The sequence below is a fragment of the Janthinobacterium algoris genome (genome assembly GCF_051380935.1).
GTDB lineage: Bacteria > Pseudomonadota > Gammaproteobacteria > Burkholderiales > Burkholderiaceae_D > Janthinobacterium.
In genome coordinates, this window is the sequence record NZ_JBNYXZ010000016.1 from 27,332 (window position 1) to 52,158 (window position 24,827).

At 66.3% G+C, this 24,827-nt stretch carries 9 protein-coding genes; all 9 read left to right on the forward strand.

What is annotated here, in order from left to right; genetic code table 11:
* Positions 1–50 precede the first annotated feature (50 nt).
* The gene (locus ACQ4W7_RS21660; RefSeq protein ID WP_436533149.1) at positions 51–13,730 is read left to right on the forward strand and encodes a filamentous hemagglutinin family protein; all 13,680 of its coding nucleotides are present in this window, start codon (positions 51–53) and stop codon (positions 13,728–13,730) included.
* A 153-nt stretch (positions 13,731–13,883) separates the two neighbouring features.
* A complete protein-coding gene (locus ACQ4W7_RS21665) occupies positions 13,884–15,515 on the forward strand; it encodes a ShlB/FhaC/HecB family hemolysin secretion/activation protein (RefSeq protein ID WP_436533151.1) in 1,632 nt (543 codons plus the stop codon).
* A gap of 56 nt (positions 15,516–15,571) precedes the next feature.
* Positions 15,572–17,353, forward strand: a complete 1,782-nt coding sequence (locus ACQ4W7_RS21670; RefSeq protein WP_426073980.1) for a DUF2341 domain-containing protein — start codon at positions 15,572–15,574, stop codon at positions 17,351–17,353.
* Positions 17,354–17,366: 13 nt separating this feature from the next.
* Positions 17,367–17,777, forward strand: a complete 411-nt coding sequence (locus tag ACQ4W7_RS21675) for an ExbD/TolR family protein (protein WP_034753784.1) — start codon at positions 17,367–17,369, stop codon at positions 17,775–17,777.
* A 10-nt stretch (positions 17,778–17,787) separates the two neighbouring features.
* The gene (locus ACQ4W7_RS21680; protein WP_426073979.1) at positions 17,788–18,504 is read left to right on the forward strand and encodes an energy transducer TonB family protein; all 717 of its coding nucleotides are present in this window, start codon (positions 17,788–17,790) and stop codon (positions 18,502–18,504) included.
* 66 nt (positions 18,505–18,570) lie between these two features.
* A complete protein-coding gene (locus ACQ4W7_RS21685) occupies positions 18,571–20,277 on the forward strand; it encodes a putative porin (protein WP_426073978.1) in 1,707 nt (568 codons plus the stop codon).
* A 9-nt stretch (positions 20,278–20,286) separates the two neighbouring features.
* Positions 20,287–20,976, forward strand: a complete 690-nt coding sequence (locus tag ACQ4W7_RS21690) for a hypothetical protein (RefSeq protein WP_436533154.1) — start codon at positions 20,287–20,289, stop codon at positions 20,974–20,976.
* A gap of 25 nt (positions 20,977–21,001) precedes the next feature.
* Positions 21,002–21,490 carry a YbjN domain-containing protein gene (locus tag ACQ4W7_RS21695; protein ID WP_436533156.1) on the forward strand — a complete coding sequence of 163 codons (489 nt, stop codon included), beginning with the start codon at positions 21,002–21,004 and terminating at the stop codon, positions 21,488–21,490.
* A gap of 210 nt (positions 21,491–21,700) precedes the next feature.
* The gene (locus ACQ4W7_RS21700; protein ID WP_436533159.1) at positions 21,701–24,805 is read left to right on the forward strand and encodes a DEAD/DEAH box helicase; all 3,105 of its coding nucleotides are present in this window, start codon (positions 21,701–21,703) and stop codon (positions 24,803–24,805) included.
* Positions 24,806–24,827: the final 22 nt, after the last annotated feature.

Sequence of the window (24,827 nt, forward strand, 5' to 3'; positions counted from 1 at the left end):
GCCGCCTCGCGATATCGGTCAGCAACGGAACATGAAAAGGGAATGTCGCCATGCAGCGAAGCAAGTCGGTCACGAAACACGCATCCTCCTCCGCCATGGCGGGCAACCGGACTGGGCGCCCAGTGCGATTGAAACCGCTGGCGCTGGCCATCGCCCTGCTGTTGCAGGCGGGTGGCGCGCAGGCGCAGCAGCCGTTCAGCGGCGCCTGGTTTGCCGGCAAGGGCGCGCAGCAGGGCACGGCTGTTGCCACGGGACGCTTGCCGAATGGCCAGGCCATCATCGGGACGGACAATAAGCAGGCGCAGCAGCAAAAAGCCAATGCACAGCTGCAAAGTTCGCTGAACAACCTGCAACTGGCGGCGCGCGCCATCGCCGTGCAGCAGGCGGCCCAGCAGGCGGCGCGCCAGGCGGCCATCGCCGCCGGCTCGAAGGTGCCGGAAGGCCTGGCCGAAGGCGGCTTGAAAGTCGACAGCAACAGCCTGACGGCCGGCTGGTTCAATGCGAATGGCCCCACGCAGGCGCAGGCCGACGGCAAGACCGTGGTGAGCGTCAAGCAGACGGCCGACAAGGCGATCCTGAACTGGGAAACATTCAACATCGGCCTGAACACCACGCTGCAATTCGACCAGTTGGCGAACTGGTCCGTACTCAACCGCGTCAATGATCCGCTGGCTCGTCCCAGCCAGGTGCGTGGCCAGATCAAGGCCGACGGCACGGTGATGCTGGTCAACCGCAATGGCATCGTGTTTACGGGCAGCAGCCAGGTCGACACGCGCAGCCTGGTGGCCGCCGCCGTGGGCATGAGCGACAGTCAATTCAAGAAGGGCATCTACAGCGAAACCCTGGGCTCGGGCTTTAAGCCCACGCTGGCCAACGACCTGCTGCTCAACGGCAGCGTGGCCACGCACGCCAACGCCACGGCTGACGTGGTGGTGCAGGCGGGCGCACAGATCAGCACCCGCAAGCCGCAGACGGTGACGGAAGGCGGTGGCTACGTGCTGCTGGCCGGGCGCGAAGTGCATAACGGCGGCAGCCTGTCGGCGCCGAACGGTCAAGTGACGCTGGCCGCCGGCGACAGCTTTGTCATCCGCAAGGGGCTGGGCACGGACGCCAACCAGACCTCCAGCACCCGTGGCAACGAGGTCGACGTCAAGTTCAACACACAAAGCGGCGCAGGCAAGGTGACGAATGCCGGCCTGGTGCAAGCGCTCACCGGCGACGTCACCCTGACGGGCCGCGACGTGAAGCAGGCCGGCGTGCTGCTCGGCAGCACCAGCGTGACGACACGCGGCACCGTGCACCTGAAGGCCGACGGCAGCGAAGGCTTGGTGACCCTGGCCCCGGACAGCCTCACTACGGTCTTGCTCGACGACAGTGGCGCCACCGCGCTGGACGTACAGCGCGACGCGCTCATCAAGGATTCGGCGCTGCTGAGCGACGGCGCCTACAACCGCCGCGACCTGTCGCTGATCCAGATTGCCTCCGGCGGCGATATCGCCTTCGACAGCGGCTCGCTGACCCTGGCCACCGGTGGCCAGGTGAATGCGCTGGCCACGCGCCGCACGCAAGTCGCGCGCGGCGCCAGCATCGACGTCTCCGGCGCCGTCGGCGTCAACGTGGCGATTGCTTCGAACAATGTGCTGATCAATGCGCAGGGCAACGAGCAGCGCGACGCGCCCGGCAACCGCGACAGCAAGGTGCTCAACAGCACCGACCTGTGGGTCGACCGGCGCGACCTGGTGCGGGTGGCGGCCGGCACGAATGGCTATCCGACCGACCGCTGGTACACGGGCGGCGGCTTGCTCGAAGTGAGCGGCTATCTCAACACCAGTGGCCATGGCATCGGGGAATGGGCGGCGCAGGGCGGTACGGTGGCCTTCCAGGGTGGCGAACTGGTGACCCAGGCTGGCTCTCTGCTCAACGTGTCCGGCGGCACTTTTAATGTCCAGACCGGCATGATTCGCCAGAGCTGGCTCAGCGGCAAGGATGGCCAGCTCTACAGGTTGTCGACGGCGCCCGGCGACATGCTGTATACCGGCGTCTACCAAGGCTACGCCGCGCACCACCAGCGCTGGGGCGCAGAAGTGACGGAAAATTTCGCCAATCCCTTGATCGGCGCCCAGCAACGGCTGGAAAACGGCTATACCGTGGGTCGTGACGCGGGCCGCGTGGTGGTGGGAACCACATCCGCCGTGCTCGAAGGCGCGATCGAATCGACCGTGTTTCAGGGTGAGCGCCAGCAGGACGCGCGCGACGCCACCCTCGACAGTTACCGCCAGTCGCAACTGGCCGCCGCCCGCAATGGCCAGCTGGTGCTGGGCCAGTTGGCGCCGGTGTACGACGCCGCCAGCACGCAGCTGCGCGACAATCCTGCGGCGCTGCTGCAAGCCATCCATATCGGCACCGGCGGCGCCAGCGCCGGCGATCTCCGGCGCGAAGACGCGCTGCCCGAGAATCTGGTCGGCAAGACCTACCTCGCCGCCGGCTGGCTCAATGCACAACACCTGGGCGGCATCAAGGCCTACGCCGGCAGCGCCATCGAGGTCGATGCCGCAGTGCAGGTCACGCCTGGCGGAGAAATCGCGCTGCATGCGCCCCAGGTCAAGGTCAACGCCGGGCTGACGGCGCGCGGCGGCCGCATTGTGCTGGGCGACATCGTCAGCAAGCTGTCCAACGGCACGAGCGGCTGGCTCGATACAACGGTCGCTACGCCAGCGGCAGGAGCAAAGGTGGGCATCGATGTGACGGCCGGTGTGACGCTCGACACGCGCGGCCTGTGGAGCCAGCTCAAGCTTGACCCGAGCAACACGTCCGGCCTGCCCTATGTCAACGGCGGCGCAGTGTCGCTGGTCAGCAGCGGTACCGTCAACCTGGCGGCCGGCAGTGCGATCGACACGTCCTCGGGCGCCGCCTTGCTGGCCGACGGCAAGCTGAAGGGCGGGCGCGGCGGCGACATCACGCTGCGCTCGAATCAGAACGATCTCAACGGTGTCAAGTCGGAGACACTGGTGCTCGATGGCGAACTGCGTGGCTACGGCGTCAACGGTGGCGGTACGCTGACCATCGACAGCGGTACCGGCGTGGCGCTGGGCAGCGGCGTGCTGGCCGGCAATGGCGTGTTGCCTGCAGGCCAGTCCGTACCCGTGCACCTGACGCTGGCAGAAGCCTTCACCATCAAGGCCGGCACCGTGCTCGATGCCGACTTCAGCTATGTGAGCAGTCTGATCCATCCCGGCCAGCCGCTACTGGACTTGCCGGACTTTAGCGCGGCGCGCCCCTATACCCTGCCAGCCGCCTGGGTGGTGCCGCCCGCCTCGATCAGCTATGAATTCATCTACGTCATCGGCAGCAATGGCATTGAATACGGCAGCGGCATGACCGTGCCGGCCGGCATCACGCTCACGGGCGTGCGCGGCAAGCTCGGTTCCGGCTACCTGGTGCCGGCCGACGCCTTCCCTAACGGCATGCCGGTGCCCGCTTTCAACGCCAGGGTGGCGGCCGGTACCGCATTTGCGACCGACGTGACCTTGCAGGCGGGCGAGCGCCTGCTGGCCGGCAACCGTGCGCCGAAGGACCTGGTGGTCAAGCCGCTGCTGGTACTGGACAGCTCCTTGTTCCAGCGCGGCTTCGCGCACTACGACATCACCGGCCAGCAAGGCGTGCAGGTGGCGCAGGGCGCCGCCATCGACGTGGCGATGCCGGTGCTGCGCGCCGACCCGGCGCTGGCGCACACGCTGGCCAGCGGTGCCGACCCGGCCGCCTCCTTGCAGCCGTGGCTGGGGCCGCTGTGGCAGGAAGACGCAGTCAAAGGCGTGTTGACGCAGCGCGCCGGCGCCGATATTGCGCTGGCGGCCGGCACCCGCAGTGCCAAGGCGCCGCTGGTGATCGGCAAGGACGCCGCGCTGCGCGTGGACGAGGGGCAAAGCATCAGCCTCACCGGCAACGGCCAGATCACCGTGGAAGGTACGCTGAGCGCGGCCGGCGGCCGCATCTCCGTGTTGCCGGGCATGCTCGTCACCGGTGGCGAGATCAACCGTCCGGACGGCAGCGCCAATGCCCAGTCGATCTGGATCGGCGAGCGCGCGGTACTCGACGTGGCCGGACGCGCGGCCACCGCCACCGACGCCCAGGGCGGCGTGTATGGCCATGTGGGCGCTGGCGGCACCATCGAGATCGGCGCCAGGCATAATCTCGACGCCACCCAGGTCGAGGCGGCCGACGCCTTTGTCATCGTGCGCCCCGGCGCACGCCTGGAAGCGTCCGGCGCCGCCGCCCGGCTCGACCTGCCCGGCCAGGGCAGCGTGCTGGTGGCCGGCGACGGCGGCAGCATCGCGCTCAGTTCCTTTCGTGGCTTGTTCCTCGACGGCAGCCTGCATGCGGCAGCCGGTGGCGCCGGCGCGGCCGGCGGCACGCTGGCGCTGAACCTCGAAGCCCCGAACTACGGCATCGTCGGTAAGATCGACTTGAAGGGCCTGGGCGTGGAAGACGCTGTGCGCGTGCCGCGCGAGCTGGTGCTGTCGCGCCTGCAGGGCGACAGTGGCCTGGCCACCGACTTGCAGGTGGGTAATAACGATCCGGCGCTGCGCTACGGCGTGGCCCGGTTGGGTGCGGACCGTGTGGCCGCTGGCGGCTTCGACCACCTGGCCTTGCTGTCGAACGGCTTGATCAGTTTTGATGGCAATCTCGACCTGGCGCTGGGGCAGAGCCTGCGCCTGACCGCCAGCGCATTGGCCCTGGCCGACCATGCCGATGCCGCTACCACCGCGCAAGTCAAACTGGCGGCGCCCTACATCCGTCTGGCCGGCACCAGCCGCAGCCAGAGCGACGACCACCTGATGCCCAACCCGGTGCGCGGCTCCGGCAACGGCGGCGTCGGCGCCGGCAAGCTGGGCGTACCCAACGTGGACGATCATGCCAGCCTGACGCTGAATGCCGCGCTGATCGACCTCGCCAATGCCATCAATGTCGGCAGCAACGGCGTGATCGCGCAAAACGTCGCCGACGACCTGGAGGTCAAGCGCGATGCCTTTGGCGAACTGGCGCTGCGCTCAAGCGGCGACATCCGCATGCGCACGGCGGCGGCGCTGTACACGCCCGGCAATCTGACCCTGGCGGGCGCACAAATCTATCCGGTGAGCGGCGCCATCGGCAAGGTGGAGGTGGGCAAACGCAACGTGCTCAACGAATTCGGGCAAATGGCGACCGAGTTCGACCCGGGCCGTAGGCTGACCATCGAGCGCAGCGGCGACCCTGGCGCGCCATTGCCGGCCCTGCCCTACTCGGTGTTCGGCTCGCTTGAACTGAGTGCCGCCACGGTGAATCAGGGTGGCGTGGTGCGCGCGCCGCTGGGCAAAATCACTCTGGGCCAGAATACGAATGGCGCAGTGACCGGCCAGACCAATCTGCTGCCCGGCAGTGTGACATCGGTCAGCGCCAACGGCCTGGTGATGCCGTACGGCGGCTCGCTCGATGGCCTGAGCTATATGATGGACGGCGTCGACGTCGCATACAAGGGGGTGGGCAATGACCCGGCCGTCGTGCTCACCGGCGAACACGTCGATGTGCGCGCTGGCGCCGTGCTCGACCTGTCCGGCGGCGGCACCCTGACCGGCGCGGCCTTCCTTGCCGGACGCGGCGGTTCGACCGACGCCCGCCTCAACCCGTTGGTGCAGACGTCCAGCAAAGGCGGCTTCGTGCTGCCTGGCCTGGCCACCAATCCCGTCTACGCCATCGTTCCGGGTGCGCAGGCGGGCTATGCGCCCATCGTGGCCGAGAATGGCGCCGGCGATCCGGCGCTGGGGCGCCAGATCACCATCGGTGCCGGCGTGCCCGGCCTGGCTGCCGGCACTTATACCCTGCTGCCGTCGAGCTTTGCGCTACTGCCCGGCGCGTTCCGGGTGGAACTGAACGGTCTGGCCGCCGGCGGCTTGCCCGTCGGGTCGGCCACGGCCATGCGCAACGGCTCGATTACCGCCGCTGTCCAGTTGGGCACCAGCAATACCGACCGGCGCACGGCGCTGCCATCACAGGCGGTGCTGACGCCGGCTGACGTGCTGCGCAGCTATTCGCAATACAATGAAACGAGCTACGGCGCATTCGCGCTGGCGCAGGCGGTGCGCGACGGCGTGCCGCGGCCACTGCTCGAACGCGACGCCAAGGCGCTGCACATCGAACTGGTGCAGTCCAAGGCCAGCACCGACGATGCGCTGCGCTTTGCCGGCACGGCCAACTACACGCCAGGCAAGGATGGCTTTGGGGGCAGCGCGCTGCTGATGGGTGGCTTCGGCAAGAACTACGAAATCATCGGCAGCACCGCCGCGCCTAGCGTCGGCTTCGAGGGTATCGCCGTGCGGGTCGACGCCCTGAACGCCATCGGCGCTCCGCGTCTGGGCATCGGCGGCTTGCCTACCGTCAACTACAGCAGTACCAACGGCAACCAGCAAGCGAATATCGCCCAGTTCCAGGGCGGCGTCGATAACATCGTGGTGCGCGATGGCGCCGTGCTCAAGGCTGGCGAAGTGTTTTTGGTGACCAATAAAAAGGCTGGCGGCATCGTCATCGAGCAGGGTGGCGGCATCAACACCCTGGGCCGTGGCGCCGCCGCCTGGGATTCGAGCAACGGCTATGTGTATGCGCCTGGTACGTCCAGCGTGCTGGCCGTATCGAATGGCCGGCTGGACATGCTGGCGCCCGGCGTGAGCACCGATCCGCGATCCGGGCCGGGCCGCATCGATATCGGCGCCTGCGCGGCGGGCGCCGTGTGCAGCGGCAGCACGCCGCTGTATTCGGAAGGCAGCATCGTCGCCGCCACGGACCAGAGCTTCAACCTGCGCGACGCCACCACCTACGGCACCCGCAACCTGATGCTGGCCGTGGGCGGCATCAATGTGGGCAGCGCAGCATCGCTGGCCGCCATGGCTGCGCGCGACGCGCTGCCGGCCGGACTGACCCTGAACCAGGGCATCCTCGACCGCCTGCTGCGCGGCGACGCCAGCGCGGGTGCGCCGGCGCTGGAAAGCCTGGTGCTGACGGCGCGCGACGCCATCAATTTCTACGACAACGTGGAACTGTCGACCATCGATGCGGCCAGCGGCAAGTCGTCGCTGGAGCGGCTGGTGATCGGCACCCCGGCGATCTACGGCGCCGGCGGCCGCGACGCCGTGGCGCGCATCAAGACCGATGTGCTGGTGTGGAACGGCGCCACGACCGCGCCGGGCCTGGTCGCCAGCGGCGGCGCCGGCAGCGGCAGCGGGCGCTTGCATGTCGACGCCCGCCAGGTCGAGTTCGGCTATGGCCCCAACAGCCGGCCAGACACCATCCATAGCATGGACCGCTTGATCCTCGGCTTTGCCGATGTCGCCATCAACGCCAGCGAGCGCATCACTGCCAACCACACTGGCTCGCTTTCGGTGTATCAGTCGCAAAGCGGCTGGGATACGGCCAGCAAGGGCTATCTGCGCAGCGGCGGCAACCTGGCGCTGAACACGGCGCTGCTCACCGGCACCGCCGGCTCCGTCAACAAGATCAAGGCGGGCGGCGACATTCATGTCGCCAAGCCATTCGGGGTGGCCGCAACCGCCCCGGGTGCGGCCTCGCTGGCCGGCGCACTGGGCGCCGAAGTGGCGCTGGACGGTCGCAGCGTGACGCTTGACACGGCAGTGCTGCTGCCAAGCGGCAAGCTCAGCGTGTCCGCCGAGCAAGACGTGGTACTGGGCGACGGTGCCCGGCTCGACCTGGCCGGCCGCAAGATCGATTTCAACGGCGTGGCCAAGTACAGCTGGGGCGGCGACGTGGTGCTGGACAGCCGCCACGGCGACGTGCGCCAGGCGGCCGCTTCCAGCATCGATTTCTCGGCCGTTTCCAACCGCGCCGGCAAGCTCACCGCCACCGCGCTGGACGCGCAGGCGGGCAGCGTGGCGCTGCTGGGCAGCATCGCCGGCGGCAGTAGCGGCCACTACGACGCGGGCGGCACCGACGTGCCGTTCGCGGCGGGCGGCCTCGACGTGCGCGGTCAGCATATCGCCGATTTCAAAGGCTTGAATCAGCGCCTGACCAAGGGCGGCGTGTTCGGCAGCCGCAGCTTCCAGCTCAAGCAGGGTGACCTGGTACTGGAGAATGAATTGAAAGCGCGCGAAATCACGGTATCGGTAGACGGCGGCCGTCTGGCCGTCAACGGCACTGTCGACGCCAGCGGCGAGCAGGTGGGCAGCATCCGCCTGGCAGCGCGTGACGGCGTCAGCGTGGCCGGCAGCGCGCTGCTCGACGCCCACGGCAGCGTGCTGCGGGTCGATAGCTATGGCCAGGTGATCGAGGCGCCCAACCGCGCCGTGATCGATATCGATGCCGGCAGCGGCCGGCTGGTGCTCGATACCGGCGCGCGCATGGACTTGCGTGCCGGCACCGCCGGCAAGGCCGACCGCATCGCCTCGCTGGGCACGCTGGAACTGAGCGCCCGGCGCCTGGGCGGCGCCACCGGCAACGATATCGCCATCGATGCGGCCGGTCCGCTGGCCATCGACGGCGCCCGCGCCATCACGGTCAATGGTTTCTGGTCGTACACGGACGCCCGCCCGGGCACTGAAACGACGGCCGACGGCCGCCCTTACCAGGTCATCGACCAGGCCTATCTGGACCGCAAGCACGACGATAGCGTGGCTTTCATGACGGGCGCCCAGGCCAACGACGGGCTGATGAATGGCCGCCTGTCCGGCCTGCGCAAGGACAAGGACGCCTTCCACCTGCGTCCGGGCGTGGCCATCCTCAGCGCCACGCCGGACGGCGACCTGCATGTCGATGGCGACATCGACTTGTCGGGCCACCGCTACGCCAGCGTCAATCCGCACACGCAGAAGACCGGCGTGGCCGGCTCCGGCGAAGCGGGCGCGCTGGTGCTGCGCGCGGGCGGCAACCTGAACGTCTTCGGCAGCATCAATGACGGCTTCGATGGCAAGGCCTTGCCGGTCACGCCGGACGACAAGGGCTGGATGCTGGCCAAGGGCCGGGTGCCGTTCGGCGCCGACGTCATCGTGCCGCATGGCCAGTTGGTCACGCTGGCCGACGACACCTTCTTCCAGTCCGGCCGCACCTTGAACTACGACCTGCCGATGAAAGCCATGAGCTTGCGGGCCGGCACGGCGCTGCCGTCGCAAGCCACCCTGATGGCCGAGGTGGAATTGCCGGCCGGCACGGTGCTGGGCGGCGCCGTGCGCAATGCCGCTGGCGATGTCGTGTATGCGGCCGGCACCGTGCTGGCGAAGGCGGTCACGCTGGGCAGCGGCACGCGGCTCGACGCCGGCACCCGCTTGCCTGTGGGAATGTCCGTGGCGGCCATGACCTGGCCCGGCGGCGTGCCGCTGCCGTACCCGGTGGGCGCGATCAAGGACATGCCGAGCCCCGACTACGATGGCGACGGCGTACCCGATATACCCGTCAATGGCGTAGTGCTGGCCGGCGAACTGACGCTGCGCAAGGGCGCGCTGGTGCCGAGCGAAACCTGGGTGCGGCTGCCTGGCGGCGCCGACTCGGTGGCCCTGCGTCCGGGTGATGCCGACGGCAACCAGGGCCGTAACTGGGCGCTGGCGCCGATGCTGGCCAGCGGTTCGCAGTCGTGGTCGATGCGCCTGGTGGCGGGTGCCGATATGCAGGCGGCCGATACCCGCGCGCTGCGCCCCATGGGCGCCAACCGCAGTCTGCTGCTGACCGACCACCACTACGGCGCGGTTCTGGCACCTAGCTTGCCGACGGTGGCGGCGCCGCCGATCGAGGGCGTGGCGGGCAATTTCTACTGGATGGGCGACTCGGAACTGTATTCCGGCTATCCCGCCGGCATGCTGATCAATCTCGCCGACTTTGCCAGCGTGGAGGAGCTGCTGGCGTACAACCAGTGGGGCGTGGGTGACCTGGTGACCTGGCTGCCCGAAGGCGGCAGCTTCCCGATGGTGTCCATGCCTGCGCGGCAACAGCTGTTCAGCGTGCTGCGTACGGGCACGGGCGACCTGGACCTTCTGGCCAGCGGCAATTTTAACCAGAGTTCGCCGTATGGCGTATATACGGCCGGTACCCAGGCGGCCAATGTGGCGGCGGCTTACCGGCTGCCGCGCGCGGCCGATCGCAAGGGTTCCATTCTCGGCCCCGATGGCGACGCCTTCAAGCCTTATGTGGACGGTGGCGCGCAAAGCCTGTACCAGGCCTGGTATCCCGAGCATGGCGGCAACGTGCTGGTGCGCGCGCAGGGCGACGTCACCGGCGATCTGGTGGGTGCCGGTTACGGCACCGAGCGTCGCCCCGACGACCTGGGCTACCTGCGTCCGCAGCAGGATAGCAGCGCCGTCGGCACCTGGCTGTGGCGCCAGGGCACCGGCAGCGCGGTCGCCCAGGGCGATGGCGTGCCCACCGCCTGGTGGATCAACTTTGGCAGTTACGTCGCCGGCGGCATCGGCATTAACTACCTGTACCAGACCCTGCCCGTGATGACCGGCTTCACCGGCATCGGTACCCTGGGCGGCGGCAACCTCGTGCTCGAGGCGGGCGGTGCCGCCGGCATGCTGTCGCCGCGTACCGACCAAGGCGCCAAATTCGTCATGCGCAGCCAGGGGTTGAACCTGGCGGTGGCCAGCACCGGCCGGGTATCGGCCGACGGTTCCGCGCTGACGCTGACCGGCGGTGGCGACCTCGACGTGCGCATTGGCGGCGGCCTCAATCCGGTGGCCGAAGTGCGCTCGTTTGCCGCCACGACCGGTGAGATCATGCCGGATACCCGTTTTGCCGGCAACCGTGGCGACCTCAATAGCACCTTCGTCAATCTGCGCGGCGCCTTGCGCATGGAGGCGGGATCGGTGGGTGGCATCGAGCTGCGCTTCGACAAGGGTGACAGCCAGGAGTCGCGCGCCTATCAGGTCTACACCGCCACCTCGTCCATCGCGGGCGGCGGGCCGGTGGTGGTGCCGGGCGACTCCGGCGTGCGCATCGATGCGCGCGGCGACCTGGTGCTGGGCGGCGTGGGCGACGCGGGCCGCGTCACCCAGATCAACAACGGCACGCCGTTCACTGCGAAGGGCGTGGCGCAAGACGGCGAGGGCTACAGCTGGTTTTCGCTGTGGACGCCGTCGACCGCTATCGACCTGTTCAGCGCGGGCGGCAATCTGACGCCGTCCACGGCCTGGAGCGACGACCGCGCCAGCGGCAACCAGGCTTCCAGCGGCGGGCGTTTCGTGATGCCGTCGCAATTGCGCGCGGTGGCCGCCAGCGGCAACTTGTATGTGGGCAACTCCGCCCAGGGTGCGGAGGACACTGGCACGAATGCGCTGGCGCGGCCGGCCACTGGCCTTCTGCTGGCGCCATCGCCGGTCGATGCGCATTTCACCCGCCGCACGCCGGGGCAACTGGAACTGCTGGCAGCCGATTCGATCTACGCGGGTGCTTATTCGGTGACGGCGTCGGGCGCCGATCCGACCGCGCTGCCCAGCCCTTTCAATCCGGGCTTCGCGGGCGTCTCCGGCACCACCGCCTATGGCGACATGTATACGCATAACGTCAGCCAGGAAGCACAGGCGCCCAGCCTGCTGTTCGCGTCGCGCGAAGCCGGCGCTTTACCGCAGCGCTATCCGCTGTTCACGCTGACGCCGCCCACCGCCTCGGGCTATGCGGTGCAGGACCAGCTGCCAGCACGCTATTACGCGCTGGCGGGCGATATCGTCGGGCTGCGCACCGGTTCCATCATTACGCGCGGCGGCGGCAACGCGGCCAGCCACAGTACCTGGTACGAGGGCGCCGGTCCGGTCGATATCCGTGCAGGACGCGACATCGTCAACTCCGGCACGGCACTGGGGCTGGTCGAAGCCACGCCACAGGGACTGCTGGGCTGGACTTCGGAGATAGCGTACGCCAATCCTTCGCTGCCGCTGCGGCCGACGGAAAACTTTGTTGGTTCGGCGCGCGGCAATCTGATACTGCACAACAATCCGGACGCGGTGTCGGTCGTGCATGCCGGCCGCGACATCCGTTACGGCACCTTCTACGTGGGCGGTCCAGGCACGCTGGAAGTGACGGCCGGGCGCGACATTGACATGGCCGACAAGGCCGAGCTGAAGAGTATCGGGGCGGTGGCCAATGTCACGTCTGGTGATCGCAGCAGCGGCGCCAGCATCGCGGTGGCGGCCGGGGTTGGGGCACATGGTCCCAACTACGACGCCTTTGCGGCGCGCTATCTCGACGCTGCCAACCTGATCGACCGAGGCAAATCGCTGGCCGACCAGCCCGGCAAGGCGGTGGCCGTGTATGGCGGCCGCCTGGGCCTGGCCGACTGGTTGCGCACGGAATTCGGCTACAGCGGCGATGAAGCGGGCGCGCCCGCCTTCCTGGCCACGCGTCAGAGCGAGCTCGACAAGACTCGCCAGGCCAGCAGCGGCGGCGCCAAGCGCGACCTGCAGCGCGAGTATGGTCTTTCCAGCCAACTGCACCTGGTCAACTGGCTGGAAACCCGCTACGGCGCCGGCCAGCCCAATGGTCTCGGAAAGCGCTTTGATGCAGCCAGCATGGACGCACGCAAGTTTTTCGCGGCCTTGCCGGCCGAGCAGCAGCGGGTCTTCCTGCGCAACGTCTATTTCGCTGAACTCAAGGCTGGCGGGCGCGAGTACACGGCGGCGGGCGGCGTGCGCGAAGGCAGCTACCTGCGCGGCCGCGAAGCGATCGCCACGTTGTTCCCGACCAAGGATGCGCAGGGCAAACCCGTGACCTACGCGGGTGACCTGACCATGTTCAGTGGTGCCACCTACTATGTGGACGGCGCCGAGGGAGTCAGTACCAAGCGGCCGCGCAAGGGCGTCAATTATCTGACGCGCGAACAATATGCGCGTTTGGGCGACACCCACGCCCCGGTGTTCGACCTGGCCGATGCCGGCATCCACACCGACTTCGGCGGCAACATCGACATCCTGACGCCGGGCGGGCGCACGCTGGTCGGGGTGGACGGCGGCTTCGTGCCGGGCGAAGGCTCGGGCGTGCTGACGCAGGGCACCGGCGAAATCCAGATCTATGCCAGGGACAGCATCCTGCTGGGCCAGAGCCGCATCTTCACCACCTTCGGCGGCAATATCCTGGCCTGGTCGTCGCAGGGCGACATCAATGCCGGCCGCGGCTCCAAGTCCACCGTGGTGTTTACACCACAGCGCCGCGTCTACGACAACATCGGCGTGGTCAGCCTGTCGCCGACCACGCCGAACACGGGCGCCGGCATCGCCACCCTGAACCCGATCCCGGAGGTGCCGCCCGGCGACATCGACCTGATCGCCCCGCTGGGCACCATCGACGCGGGCGAGGCGGGCATCCGCGTCTCGGGCAACGTCAACCTGGCCGCGCTGCAGGTGGTGAATGCGGCAAACATCCAGGTGCAGGGCAAGTCGACAGGCATGCCGGTCATCGCCGCAGTGAACGTGGGTGCGCTCAGCAATGCCAGTGCGGCCGCCACGCAAGCAGTCTCTGCGGCGCAGGACGTGCTGCAGCGTGAACGGGCTGCCACGCGCCAGGCGCTGCCATCGCTGTTCACGGTGAAAGTACTAGGCTTTGGCAACGAGCAGGCGGACGAAGGCGGTGTTGGCAAGCACAAGGGTGGTGAGCCACAGGCGTCGAACTACCAGCCGGCCGGCGTGGTGCAGGTGCTGGGCGCAGGGCCTTTGACGGCGCCGCAGTTGCAGGCACTCACGCCGAACGAGCGGCGCGGCCTGCAACCATGAGTTTTATGAACATTTGATGACATTCGACAGTTGCCGCGCGCGGCGGCAGTCTAGGCATCAGTAGACAAGCTTCGGTGGACCACATCCGCAGTATAAAACGCCGGCCCAGCGCCGCAACACAGGGCAACCGTTTGATTTTAAGGTGAATGGAAGATGCGTGAGATGAAAAAACAGGGCAAGGGGGCAGCACCAGCGGCACCCGCGACCGCCTTGACGATGCTGTGCCTGGCCATGCTGGCGTTGCCCGGCATGAGCTGCGCTCAGGAAACAGTTGTCGCCGCGCCGGCCGTGCCGGAACGGCAAGTGACGATCGAGGAATACCTGGTGCGCGGCAATACCGTGCTCGATGCGCGTGCCATCGAAGAGGCGGTCACGCCCTTCCTGGGGCCGGGCCGCAGCCTGAAGGACGTGGAAGGGGCGCGTGACGCCCTCGTTGCCGCCTACCAGGCGCGTGGCTACCAGTCCGTCTACGTGGACTTGCCGGAGCAGCAGGTGGAGCAGGGCGTGGTGGTGCTGCAGGTGAGCGAAACCAAGGTGGGACGCTTGCGCGTGGTCGGTGCGCAATACAACTCGCCGCTCGACGTGCGCCAGCAAGTGCCGGCACTGACGGAGGGCAAGGTGCCCGACTTTACGCAGGCGCAAGTGGAACTGACGGCACTGAACCGCGGCCCCAAGCGCCAGGTGATGCCGCTGGTCAAGCAGGGCAGCCTGCCCGGCACCATGGACGTGGACTTGAAAGTGGAAGACAGCAGCCCGTGGCGCGCCAGCGTGGGCTTGAACAACGATTACAGCGCAGATACTAAAAAGCTGCGCACCAGCATGTCGGTCGGCCACGACAACCTGTGGCAGCTCGGGCATAGCGCCACCCTCAGCTTTTTCGGCACGCCGGGCGACCTGAACCAGACCAAGGTGTGGTCCGCCTCGTACGTGGCACCCATCGGCACGCAGGGCTGGAGCGTGGAGGCGACCGGCTACCAGTCGAACAGCAACGTGGCCAGCACCGGCGGCACCAGCGTGCTGGGCAAGGGCCATGCGCTGGGCATGAAGCTCAACTACACGGTGCCCAATAGCGGCATCTGGTGGCACAGCTTTTCTGCCGGTATCGATTTCAAGGATAACCAGGAAGCGCTGCAACTGAATGGCGCCGGTTCCAGCATACCCCTGAAGTACGTGCCGCTCAGCGTGGCCTACAACGGTTTTGCGCAGACGGAGACGGCGACCTACGGCCTGGGCCTGTCGCTGGTGGCCGGCACGCGCGCCGCGTTCGGCTATGGCAGCGACAGCGCCGCCTACGACAACAAGCGCTACAAGGCCTCGCCCAGCTTCCTCGTGCTCAAGGGCGATGCCAACGTGACCACCACCCTGGGCAGCGGCGCGCAGCTGTACGGCAAGCTGGCGGGCCAACTGGCCGATGCGGCGCTGGTGTCGGGTGAACAGATGGCCGCCGGCGGCGCCAATTCCGTGCGCGGCTATCTGTCGGCCGAAGCGACGGGCGACTACGGCGTCTCGGGCAGCGTCGAATGGCGCACGCCCCAGCTGACGTATTTCAACCGCCTGGAAAACTGGCGTTTGTTTGCCTTTGCCGATGGCGCGCGCCTGCGCTTGCGTGACCCGCTGCCGGAACAGAAAGACCTGTTCGGCCTGGCGTCCGTGGGCGTGGGCAGCAGCTTCCAGTTCCTGCGCTACCTGAATGGCCGCATCGATTTTGCTTACCCGCTGCGCGATGGCCCGCGCACGCACAAACACGTGCGCCGCATCAATTTCAACCTGTCGGCCAGCTACTGACGGGCCAGCTCACCAGCACTGTACTTTTTTAGACTTTTCTTCGGAGAATCACTGTCATGCAACGTTTTCTTTTTTTGCTCACGATCCTGGGCACGCTCGTTCCCGGCCTGGCGCATGCCTGGTGGCAGCCCGACTGGGCTTACCGCAAACCCGTCACCGTCGATGCCGGCCCGAAGGCCGGTGCCGTGGGCGGCGATCCCGGCCGCATTCCCGTGCTGCTGCGCTTGCATTCGGGTAACTTCAACTTTGAAGGCGTCAGCGACAACGGCGCAGACCTGCGCTTCGTGGCCGGCGACGACAAGACGGTGCTGAACCACCAGATCGAGCAATTCAACCCGCTGCTGGGCATCGCCCTGATCTGGGTTGATGTACCGGCCCTGAGCGCGGGCACGCCGCAAAAATTGTGGATGTATTACGGCAATCCGAAGGCGCCCGCGTCCGGCAATGGCCAGCGGACTTTTGACCCCGACTACAGCCTGGTGTACCACTTCAGCGAACCGGGCGTGCCCTCGCGCGACAGCACCGCCTACGGCAACCATGCCCAGACGGCCGTGCCGGCGCTCGACGGTTCCGTCATCGGCGCCGGCGCCCGCCTGGGCACCACGCCATTGATGCTGCCCGCCTCGCCTTCGCTGGCGCTGGCCGCCGCTGCGCCATTTACCTTCTCGGCCTGGGTCCGTCCGGACAGCCTGGGTGCGCGACAAGTGCTGTATGCACGCCGCGATGGCACCAGTGAATTGCTGATCGGTATCGACCAGGGCGTGCCGTTCGTGCAGGTAAATGGCCAGCGCAGCAAGCCCGGCCAACCGATCCAGGCTGCGCAATGGTCGCACCTGGCTGTCAAAGCCGATAAAAACAATGTGGCCCTGTATGTGGGCGGCCGTCCGGCCGTCTCGCTGGCCACCGCCCTGCCAGCGTTCAGCACGGCGGCCTCGGTGGGCGCCGATGCGCCTCCAGCCGCCTCCGGTGCCGAAACCCTGGCCAACTTCACGGGCGCCATCGACGAGCTGCGCCTGTCGCGCACGGCCCGTCCCGATGCGCTGCTGCTGGCCGATGCCGTCTCGCAAGGTTCCGAATCGCGCCTGGCGGTGTTTGGCGCCGATGAACAGCAGGCCGGTAAAAGCCATTTCGGCTTCATCATCGCCGCCATGCCGCTCGACGCCTGGATCGTCGTGGGCTTGCTGGGCTTGATGATGGTCTTGTCGTGGATCATCATGATCGGCAAGGGCCGCAGCTATGGCGCCATTGCGCGTGCGAATGCGCAATTCATGCAGTCGTTCCACGAAGCGGCCGGCGCGCCGCTCGATCACCTGGCGCGCAACGGCAAGCTGAGCACTTCCGTGAAGACGGATTCCTCACTGTGGCGTTTGTATGACGTGGCCATCGACGAGATGCGCCGCCGGCATGACCGCGGCTACGACTTGAACGCCGTCTCGAACGCCACCATCGGCGCCATCCGCGCCGCCATGGATGGCGTGATGGTGCGCGAAAGCGAACGCATGTCGAAACGCATGATCTGGCTCTCGACCACCATCGAAGGTGCGCCGTACGTGGGCCTGTTCGGCACCGTGATCGGCATCATGCTGGTGTTCGTCGTGGCGGCCATGGCCGGCGCCGTGGACATCAACTCGGTGGCGCCGGGCATGGCTGCTGCGCTGCTGTGTACGGCTGCGGGCCTGGGCGTGGCGATTCCCGCCCTGTTTGGCTACAACTGGCTGTCCTCGCGTTCGGACGCCATCGTCGCCGATATGGCTGTCTTCGTCGATGAATTTGCCACGCGTCTGGCTGAAGAGCAGGGCGACGGACGGCAGATGCGTCCCGTGCTGCAACAGGCGTGAGGGGCGCATAACCATGGCCACCTCCGCCAAGTTTACCCCCCGCAAGCGTAGCGGCGGCATCAACATCACGCCCTTCGTCGACGTGTTGCTGGTGGTGCTGGTGATCTTCATTTTGACCAGCAACGCCAGCATTCCCGGCATCAAGGTCGACCTGCCCAAGGCCAGTTCGGCCATGGCGCTGGAAAAACCGAAGACCAAGGCCATCACCATCGACAACGCGGGCCAGGTCTTCCTCGATGCCTATCCCGTCACCTTGCCCGAGCTGGAAGAGCGCTTGCGCACGGAAAAGGCCTTGACGCCCGACTTTCCCGTGATCGTGCGCGGCGATGCCGCCGTGCAGTACGCGAAAGTGGTCGAAGTGCTCGACTTGCTGCGCCGCATCGACCTGAACCAGGTGGGCCTGGTGACCGGCAAGCCGGCATGAGGAGCGCAAGGTGAAGCGTGACGACATGATGAAGACGGCTGCCTCGGAACCGTCGGGCGCGGCGCAGTGGTGGCGCCGCTGGGGCGGCGTGGCCGGTGGCGCGCTGCTCGCTGCTGCACTGGCCGCGCTGGTCTGGTATTTGCTGTCCGACACGGCCGCCACCAAGCGCGAAGTGGCGGCCCCGCCGATGCTGATGCTGCCACCGCCGCCACCGCCGCCGCCGGAACCGGAAAAACTGCCGGAACCGACGCCCGACAAGGTGGTGCCGGAAGTGTCGGAGCCGGAACCGACGCCGGCCGACAAGCCCATGGATGACGCGCCGGAAAGTCCGTCGCCGGACAAGGGCGACCCCGTCACCATCGATGGCGCGGCGCAGGCTGGCAGCGACGCCTTCGGTATCCAGGCCGGGCGCGGCGGCGGCATGACAGGCGGCGGCGGTGGCGGCGGCCTCGGCGCGGGATCGTATGGCCGCTATGTGGCGAATGCCTTGCAGATGGCGTTCGCCCGCGACCCGCGCACGCGCCAGCTGGCGTTTGCCGACATCCGCGTCGACCTGTGGCTCGATACGGAAGGCAGGACGACGAAAGTGCAACTGGTGCAAGGCACGGGCAATGCGCAGACGGATGAGCAGGTGCTGGCCATGGTGCGCGACTTCCGCGCCGATGAGCGGCCGCCGGCGTCCTTGCGTTTCCCGGCCCGCGTTTCAATCAAAGGCCGCCGGCCGTAGTGCACACATTCATTTTAATTTTTACCGAAAGAAACAATGAATTCCATATTTTTCCCCTCACAGCGTATGCGCCGCCTTCCGCTGGCGCTGGCTGCCTTCGCCCTGAGTGTGGCGGCAGGCGCGGCGCAAGCCCAGACTGCACCGGCCGACAGCACCATGGTCAAACTGATCCGCGGCTTGATCCAGAGCGGCGCCCTGAACAAGGATGCCGGCGAAGCGCTGCTGGCGCAGGCGCAGAGCGAAGCGCTGGCCGCAGCGCAAGCCCGTCCGGCCGCTGCGCCAACGGCCCTGGCGCAGGTGCAGGCAGGCGATGTGCGCGTGCCGTATATTTCGCAAACAGTGCGCGAGCAGATCCGCGACGAGATCAAGGGACAAGTGCTGGCCGAAGCGAAGGCGGGCGGCTGGGCGGCACCGAATGAAACGCCGGCCTGGACCAAGCGCATCCGCCTGGAAGGCGACGTGCGCGCGCGCTACGAATCGCGCTATTACGACATGGCCAACAGCAATATCGAGATCGACTGGCGCTCGCTCAACAGCGGCAGCGGCTACGACGTCAATTCGAATACCAACCTGGCCCTGCCGGCGCTGCTGAACACGCGCGAAGACCGCAAGCACTTGCTGCGCGCGCGCGCCCGCCTGGGCATCCTGGCCGACATTTCCGACAGCACGCAAGCGGGCATACGCTTGGCCAGCGGCAACGATGACAGCCCGGTGTCCACCACGCAAACCCTGGGCGGTGGCCTGGGCAAGAAAAACATCTGGCTGGACCAGGCCTGGCTGTCCTACCAGCCCGCTTCGTGGCTGAAACTGACGGCGGGCCGCTTCGACAACCCGTTTGTGTCCGGCGACGAACTGTTTTCCAGCGAACTCAATTTTGACGGCATCGCCGCCAAGGTGCAGCAACCGGTGGGCGCAAATAAGGACGTCACCGTGTTCGGCACGCTGGGCCTGATCCCGCTCGAGTATTCGTCCGACAATGCGCCTAGCCGCAGCCAGGCAAAAATGTCCAGCGAAAACAAATGGCTGCTGGGCGCGCAGGTGGGCGCCTCGTGGAAGATCAATAGCGACCATCAGTTGCGCGGCGCCTTGGCCTACTACAACTTCCGCAACATCAGCGGCGAGTACTCGCAGCCGTGCGCGCTGTACGCGGGCGCCGATGGCTGCAACACGGACTGGTCGCGTCCATCGAGCATGCAAAAGGGCAATAGCTTGATGCTGCTGCGCAATATCGCGTTGAACCCGCTCGACCCGGCAAATACGCCGCAGCCGCAATTCGTGGGCCTGGCGTCGAAGTTCCGCCTGGCCAATCTGAATGCGCGCTGGGATAGCAAGGTGGCCGGCGGCACGGACTTGCGCATTGAAGGCGATTATGTGCGCAACATGGCTTACGACAAGAATGCCATGTGGGCGCGCGCCAAGGGCGGCATCATGAACAACTTTGGTGGCACGGGCGGCGTCTCGCAAGCCGATTTCAGGAGCGGCGGCAATGCCTACATGCTGCAGGCGACCCTGGGCAAGGCCAGCCCGGCGGCGCGCGGCGACTGGAACGTGCTGCTCGGCTACAAGCGCATCGAACCGGATGCCTTGCCTGACGCCTACAACGATTCCACCTTCCACCTGGGCGGCACGAATGCACGCGGCTATTACCTGGGCGGCGCGTATGCGCTCGACAAGAATACCTGGTTGAACGGTCGCTGGACGTCGAGCCGCGAAGTGTTCGGTTCTGCGCTGTCGATCGACACCCTGCAAATCGAACTGAACGCGCGTTTTTAAGGAGCCATAATGTTGATACTCAACAAAACGCGCTTGCCGCTCCTGCTGCTGATGCTGCTGGCCGGTGGCGCCGCCCAGGCGCAGGGACAGAAGGGGCAAAGCATGGAAGAGCGCTTGCGTGCCGAGTTGCGCAATGTCACGGCGCAATTGCAGCAGACGCGCGGCGAGCTGGACTTGCTCAAAGCCAAGGGCGCGCCTGCTGCCAAGGTGGCGCCCGTGGCCGCTGCACCGGCCAGCGATGGCTTGAAAAAGGAACTGGCACGCAGCCACTCGCAGCTGGCGCAGGAGCGCGCGCAGCGGGAAAAACTGGGCGAGCAGCAACAGCGCAGCGCCACCGCCGCGCAAGAGGCAAGCGCCAGCCTGGCGCAGTACCGCCAGGCTGGCGAGCAACTGGCCACCAAGGGCAAGCAGATCGAAGCGGAGCGTGCGCGTCTCGACGGTGAATTGACGTCGCAGCGCGGCGCCCTGGCGCGCTGCGAAAGCAAGAATGCCCAGCTGTATGCGACCGGGCAGGAAATCCTGCAAGCGTATGAAGGCCTCGACGTGCTGGACGTCATGCAAGCGCGCCAGCCGTTCGCCGCGCAAAGCCGCGTCAAGCTCGAGCAAATCGCCCAGCATTACGGCGACCAGTTGTACCAGGGCCGCTTTGATGCGCGTCAAACAGAAACGCCGGCCGCGCCCGCGGCCGCACCCCAATAATTTTTTTGAAATGAATGGAATGACGATGGAAAACACCAACAACTTGCTGACCACCCTGAATGCGGAACAAATGGCTGACGCCATCAAGGCGGCCGGCTGCGCCGTGACGAGCATTGAACACGACGGCGTGGTGCGCCTGCACAGCGCCAGCCATGGCATCGGCTTTCAAGTGCTGTGGGGCAATGAAGCGGCGCCTGGCCAGTACGCGGACCTGACCCTGAGCTGCCCGCTGCGCGTGCAGGGCGGCGACTTGCCGGCCGGCTTGCTGGCCGAATGGCACCGCAGCAAGCGTTTTGCCCGCGTGGCCCAGCATGGTGATTTCGTCGTGCTGGAAATGGATGTACTGGTCGCCGGCGGCGTCAGCAAGGAGTACCTGAATATCAATCTGCAACTGTGGACGCAGATGATGGGTCAGTTCTTCTTGTTTTTGCGTAACTTTACGCCTGCTGACACGGCCACTGCACCGGTCGTGGAGGCCGCCAGCGTGGCAGAAGAAGAAACTGTGTCGGCCTGACAAGTGCCGTCCACGGGCGGCAAAAATGGCCGGTGACGGGCCTTTTTTGCCGCTTGCGGGTCCCAAGTGTCGTATTAAATACTTATTTTTTAGGCATCGCGCATTAAAACTGTTCAAAGAGCGTGTGTGAATCAAGCCAGCAACGCCTGTATGGCGGATAATATTGCCTGTTGCCGATTTGGATACGACCTTTACACAAAAATGCGCCCCATGGATTTTACCCGCGACGAAACCAGTGAAACCCCAGTTGCCCCGGCCAGCGCGCCGGGAGCGCCTTTGCCGTATGCCGTCGCCACCTGGCTGCAGCGGGTGGAGGCTGCCGCCCATCCGAAAGCTGTGCTGAGCATTGCCGAACCGGACCCCAAACTCAACCAGCATCGTTTGATCTACGTGCTGGCGCCCACCAGCGGTGGCCGCCACGTGGCCCTGTGCCTGTACAAGGCGCGGCTGCGGCCGAATGGCGACGTGGCGGCAGCGAGTCCCATCAGTGAAATTTTTTCCCTGTTGTCGGCGCCGCCCACCTTTTTGACGCCGGCCGACGAAGACCTCGTGCGTTTCTTCGTGGCCATGCGCAGCGGGCAGAATTCGCAGACGGGCAGCGCCACGGAGCCGAAGGGCAAGGTGGGCGCGGCCCTGCTGAAAATGCTGGCCGAGCAGGATAAACTGTTGTGGGCCAATTCCTGGGCCGATGTGGGCAATGGCCTCGTGTATCCCTTGAAGGAAGGTCCCGTGCGTCCCGCGCGCCTGTTCTGGCGCGACGAAGGCAAGACCATGCGCCTGGGCTGGCAAGTGGACCCGCCGGAAGGCGCGAAGCACCATGGCGCCGACCAGATCGACTACATGCTGCCTACCGATCCGCCGTGGTACATCGACAACCTGTCGTGCGGCGTGCTGGAATTGAACCAGGGCGGCTCCGACATTTCCCTGGCCGACTTGCAGGCGCTGGTGGCGCAGGCGCCGCCGTTGAATGCGAACGACAAGGTACGCGTGTCGCAACTGCTGCTGGCACAAGGCTTGCAGCATTTGATGCCGCTGCCGCAACCGTTGCCGCAGCGCTTGCGCAACGATGTGCCAGCGCAACCGGTCCTGCTGCTCGACAGCGCCATGCTGGCCGATGGCAGCGCGCAGCGCTGGAGCGATTTCGCCGTGCTGTCCTACGACTACGATGGCGAGCGCGTCGCGTTCGACCCATCGCAGCGCGTGGTGAGGCAAGTGGGCGAGGTAACGGAAATTATCCAGCGCAATACGCTCGATGAAGCGCGCGCCCTGACCACCCTGGCCGAGCTGCAATTCAAGAAGCCGGGCGCCGCCCCCTTGAGCGGCTTGAAGGGCGCCTTGTTGCTGCCGTCCCAGGCGGAATGGCTGCGTTTTGGCGAGTCCGGCATCGATGCCTTGCTGGAGCAGGGCTGGATCGTGGAAAAGACGGCCAAGTACCGCTACGATGTGAGCGAGGCCGGTGACTGGTATGCGGAGATCGACGACCAGGACCCGGAGAGCGGCAACGCCTGGTTCGAGCTGGAACTGGGCATCGTCGTCAATCAGGAAAGAGTGCCGCTGCTGCCCGTGCTGGTGCAGCTGATCCGCAACGCGCCCAACGATTTCAACCCAAAAGTCATCGAGGCGCACGCCGACGATGACCAGATGCTGGCAACCTTGCCAGACGGCACGCGCGTGGCGCTGCCGTGGGGCCGCGTGCGCCCCATCCTCAACACCTTGGGGGAACTGTATTTCAGCGACAAGATCAAACATGCGGTGCGCATGTCGACTCTGGACGCGGCGCGCCTGGAAGAACTGGCGCGGGGCCTGGAACTGCGCTGGACGGGCGGCGAGCAATTGCGCGCCATGGGCCGCAAGCTGAGCCAATTCGGTTCCGTGCAAAAAGTGGCGGCGCCAGCCGGTTTGCAAGCGACCCTGCGCGATTACCAGGCCGATGGCCTGGCGTGGATGCAATTCCTGCGCGACCATGACTTGGCCGGTATTTTGGCCGATGACATGGGTCTCGGTAAAACCGTGCAGACGCTGGCGCATATCCTGGTGGAAAAGGAAGCGGGACGCCTCACGCATCCCGCCCTCGTCATCGCGCCGACCAGCCTGATGGGCAACTGGCAGGACGAGGCGGCAAAATTTGCGCCTAGCCTGAAAGTATTGCTGCTGCAAGGCAAGGACCGCGCCCAGCAATTCGACCAGATCGACCAATGCGACCTGGTGCTGACCACCTACGCCCTGTTGCCGCGCGACGAGGAAACCCTGCGCGAGCACGATTTCCACCTGGTCATCCTGGACGAATCGCATTACATCAAGAATACGCGCAGCAAGGCGGCGCAAAGCGCGGGCCTGTTGCGCGCGCGCCACCGCCTGTGCCTGTCCGGCACGCCGCTGGAAAATCATCTGGGCGAGCTGTGGTCGCAATTCCACTTCCTGCTGCCGGGCTTGTTGGGCGATGAGAAAACCTTCAATAGCCAGTTCCGTCATCCGATCGAGCGCCAGGACGACCCGCTGCGCCGCATGCTCCTGAATCGTCGCATCAAACCCTTCCTGCTGCGACGCACGAAGGACAATGTGGCCAAAGAGCTCCCGCCGAAGACGGAAATGGTGCGCAAGGTGGAATTGACGGGACCGCAGCGCGACCTGTATGAAACCGTGCGTCTTGCGATGGATCAAAAAGTACGCGAAGAAATCGACAAGAAGGGCGTGGCGCGCAGCCAGATCGTCATCCTCGAAGCGCTGCTGAAACTGCGCCAGGTCTGTTGCGACCCGCGCCTGGTGAAATCCCTGCCGGCGAAGAAGCAGTCGGCCGGCTCGGCCAAGCTGCTCGACCTGATGCAGATGGTGGAAGACTTGCTCGACGAAGGGCGCAAGATTCTCGTCTTTTCGCAATTTACCAGCATGCTGGAATTGATTGAGGAAGAGCTGGAATCGCGCGACATTCCCTACGCCTTGCTGACGGGTGAAACGAAGGACCGGGGCGCGCAAGTGGCGGCCTTCCAGCAGGGCGCCGTGCCGATCTTCCTGATCAGCCTGAAGGCGGGCGGCGTGGGCTTGAACCTGACGGCGGCCGACACGGTGATCCACTACGATCCATGGTGGAATCCGGCAGCGGAAAACCAGGCCACCGACCGCGCCTGGCGCATCGGCCAGGACAAGCCCGTGTTCGTGTATAAACTGATCGCAAAGGGCACGCTGGAAGAAAAAATCCAGCTGCTGCAGCAAAAGAAATCGGAGCTGGCGCAATCGATCCTGGCCGAAGGCGAGTCGCAAAAGATGGCCCTCACGCAGGAAGACTTGCAGCAGATTTTTGCCCCACTGGAAGATTAAGGGCGCCGCACGCTTATACTTG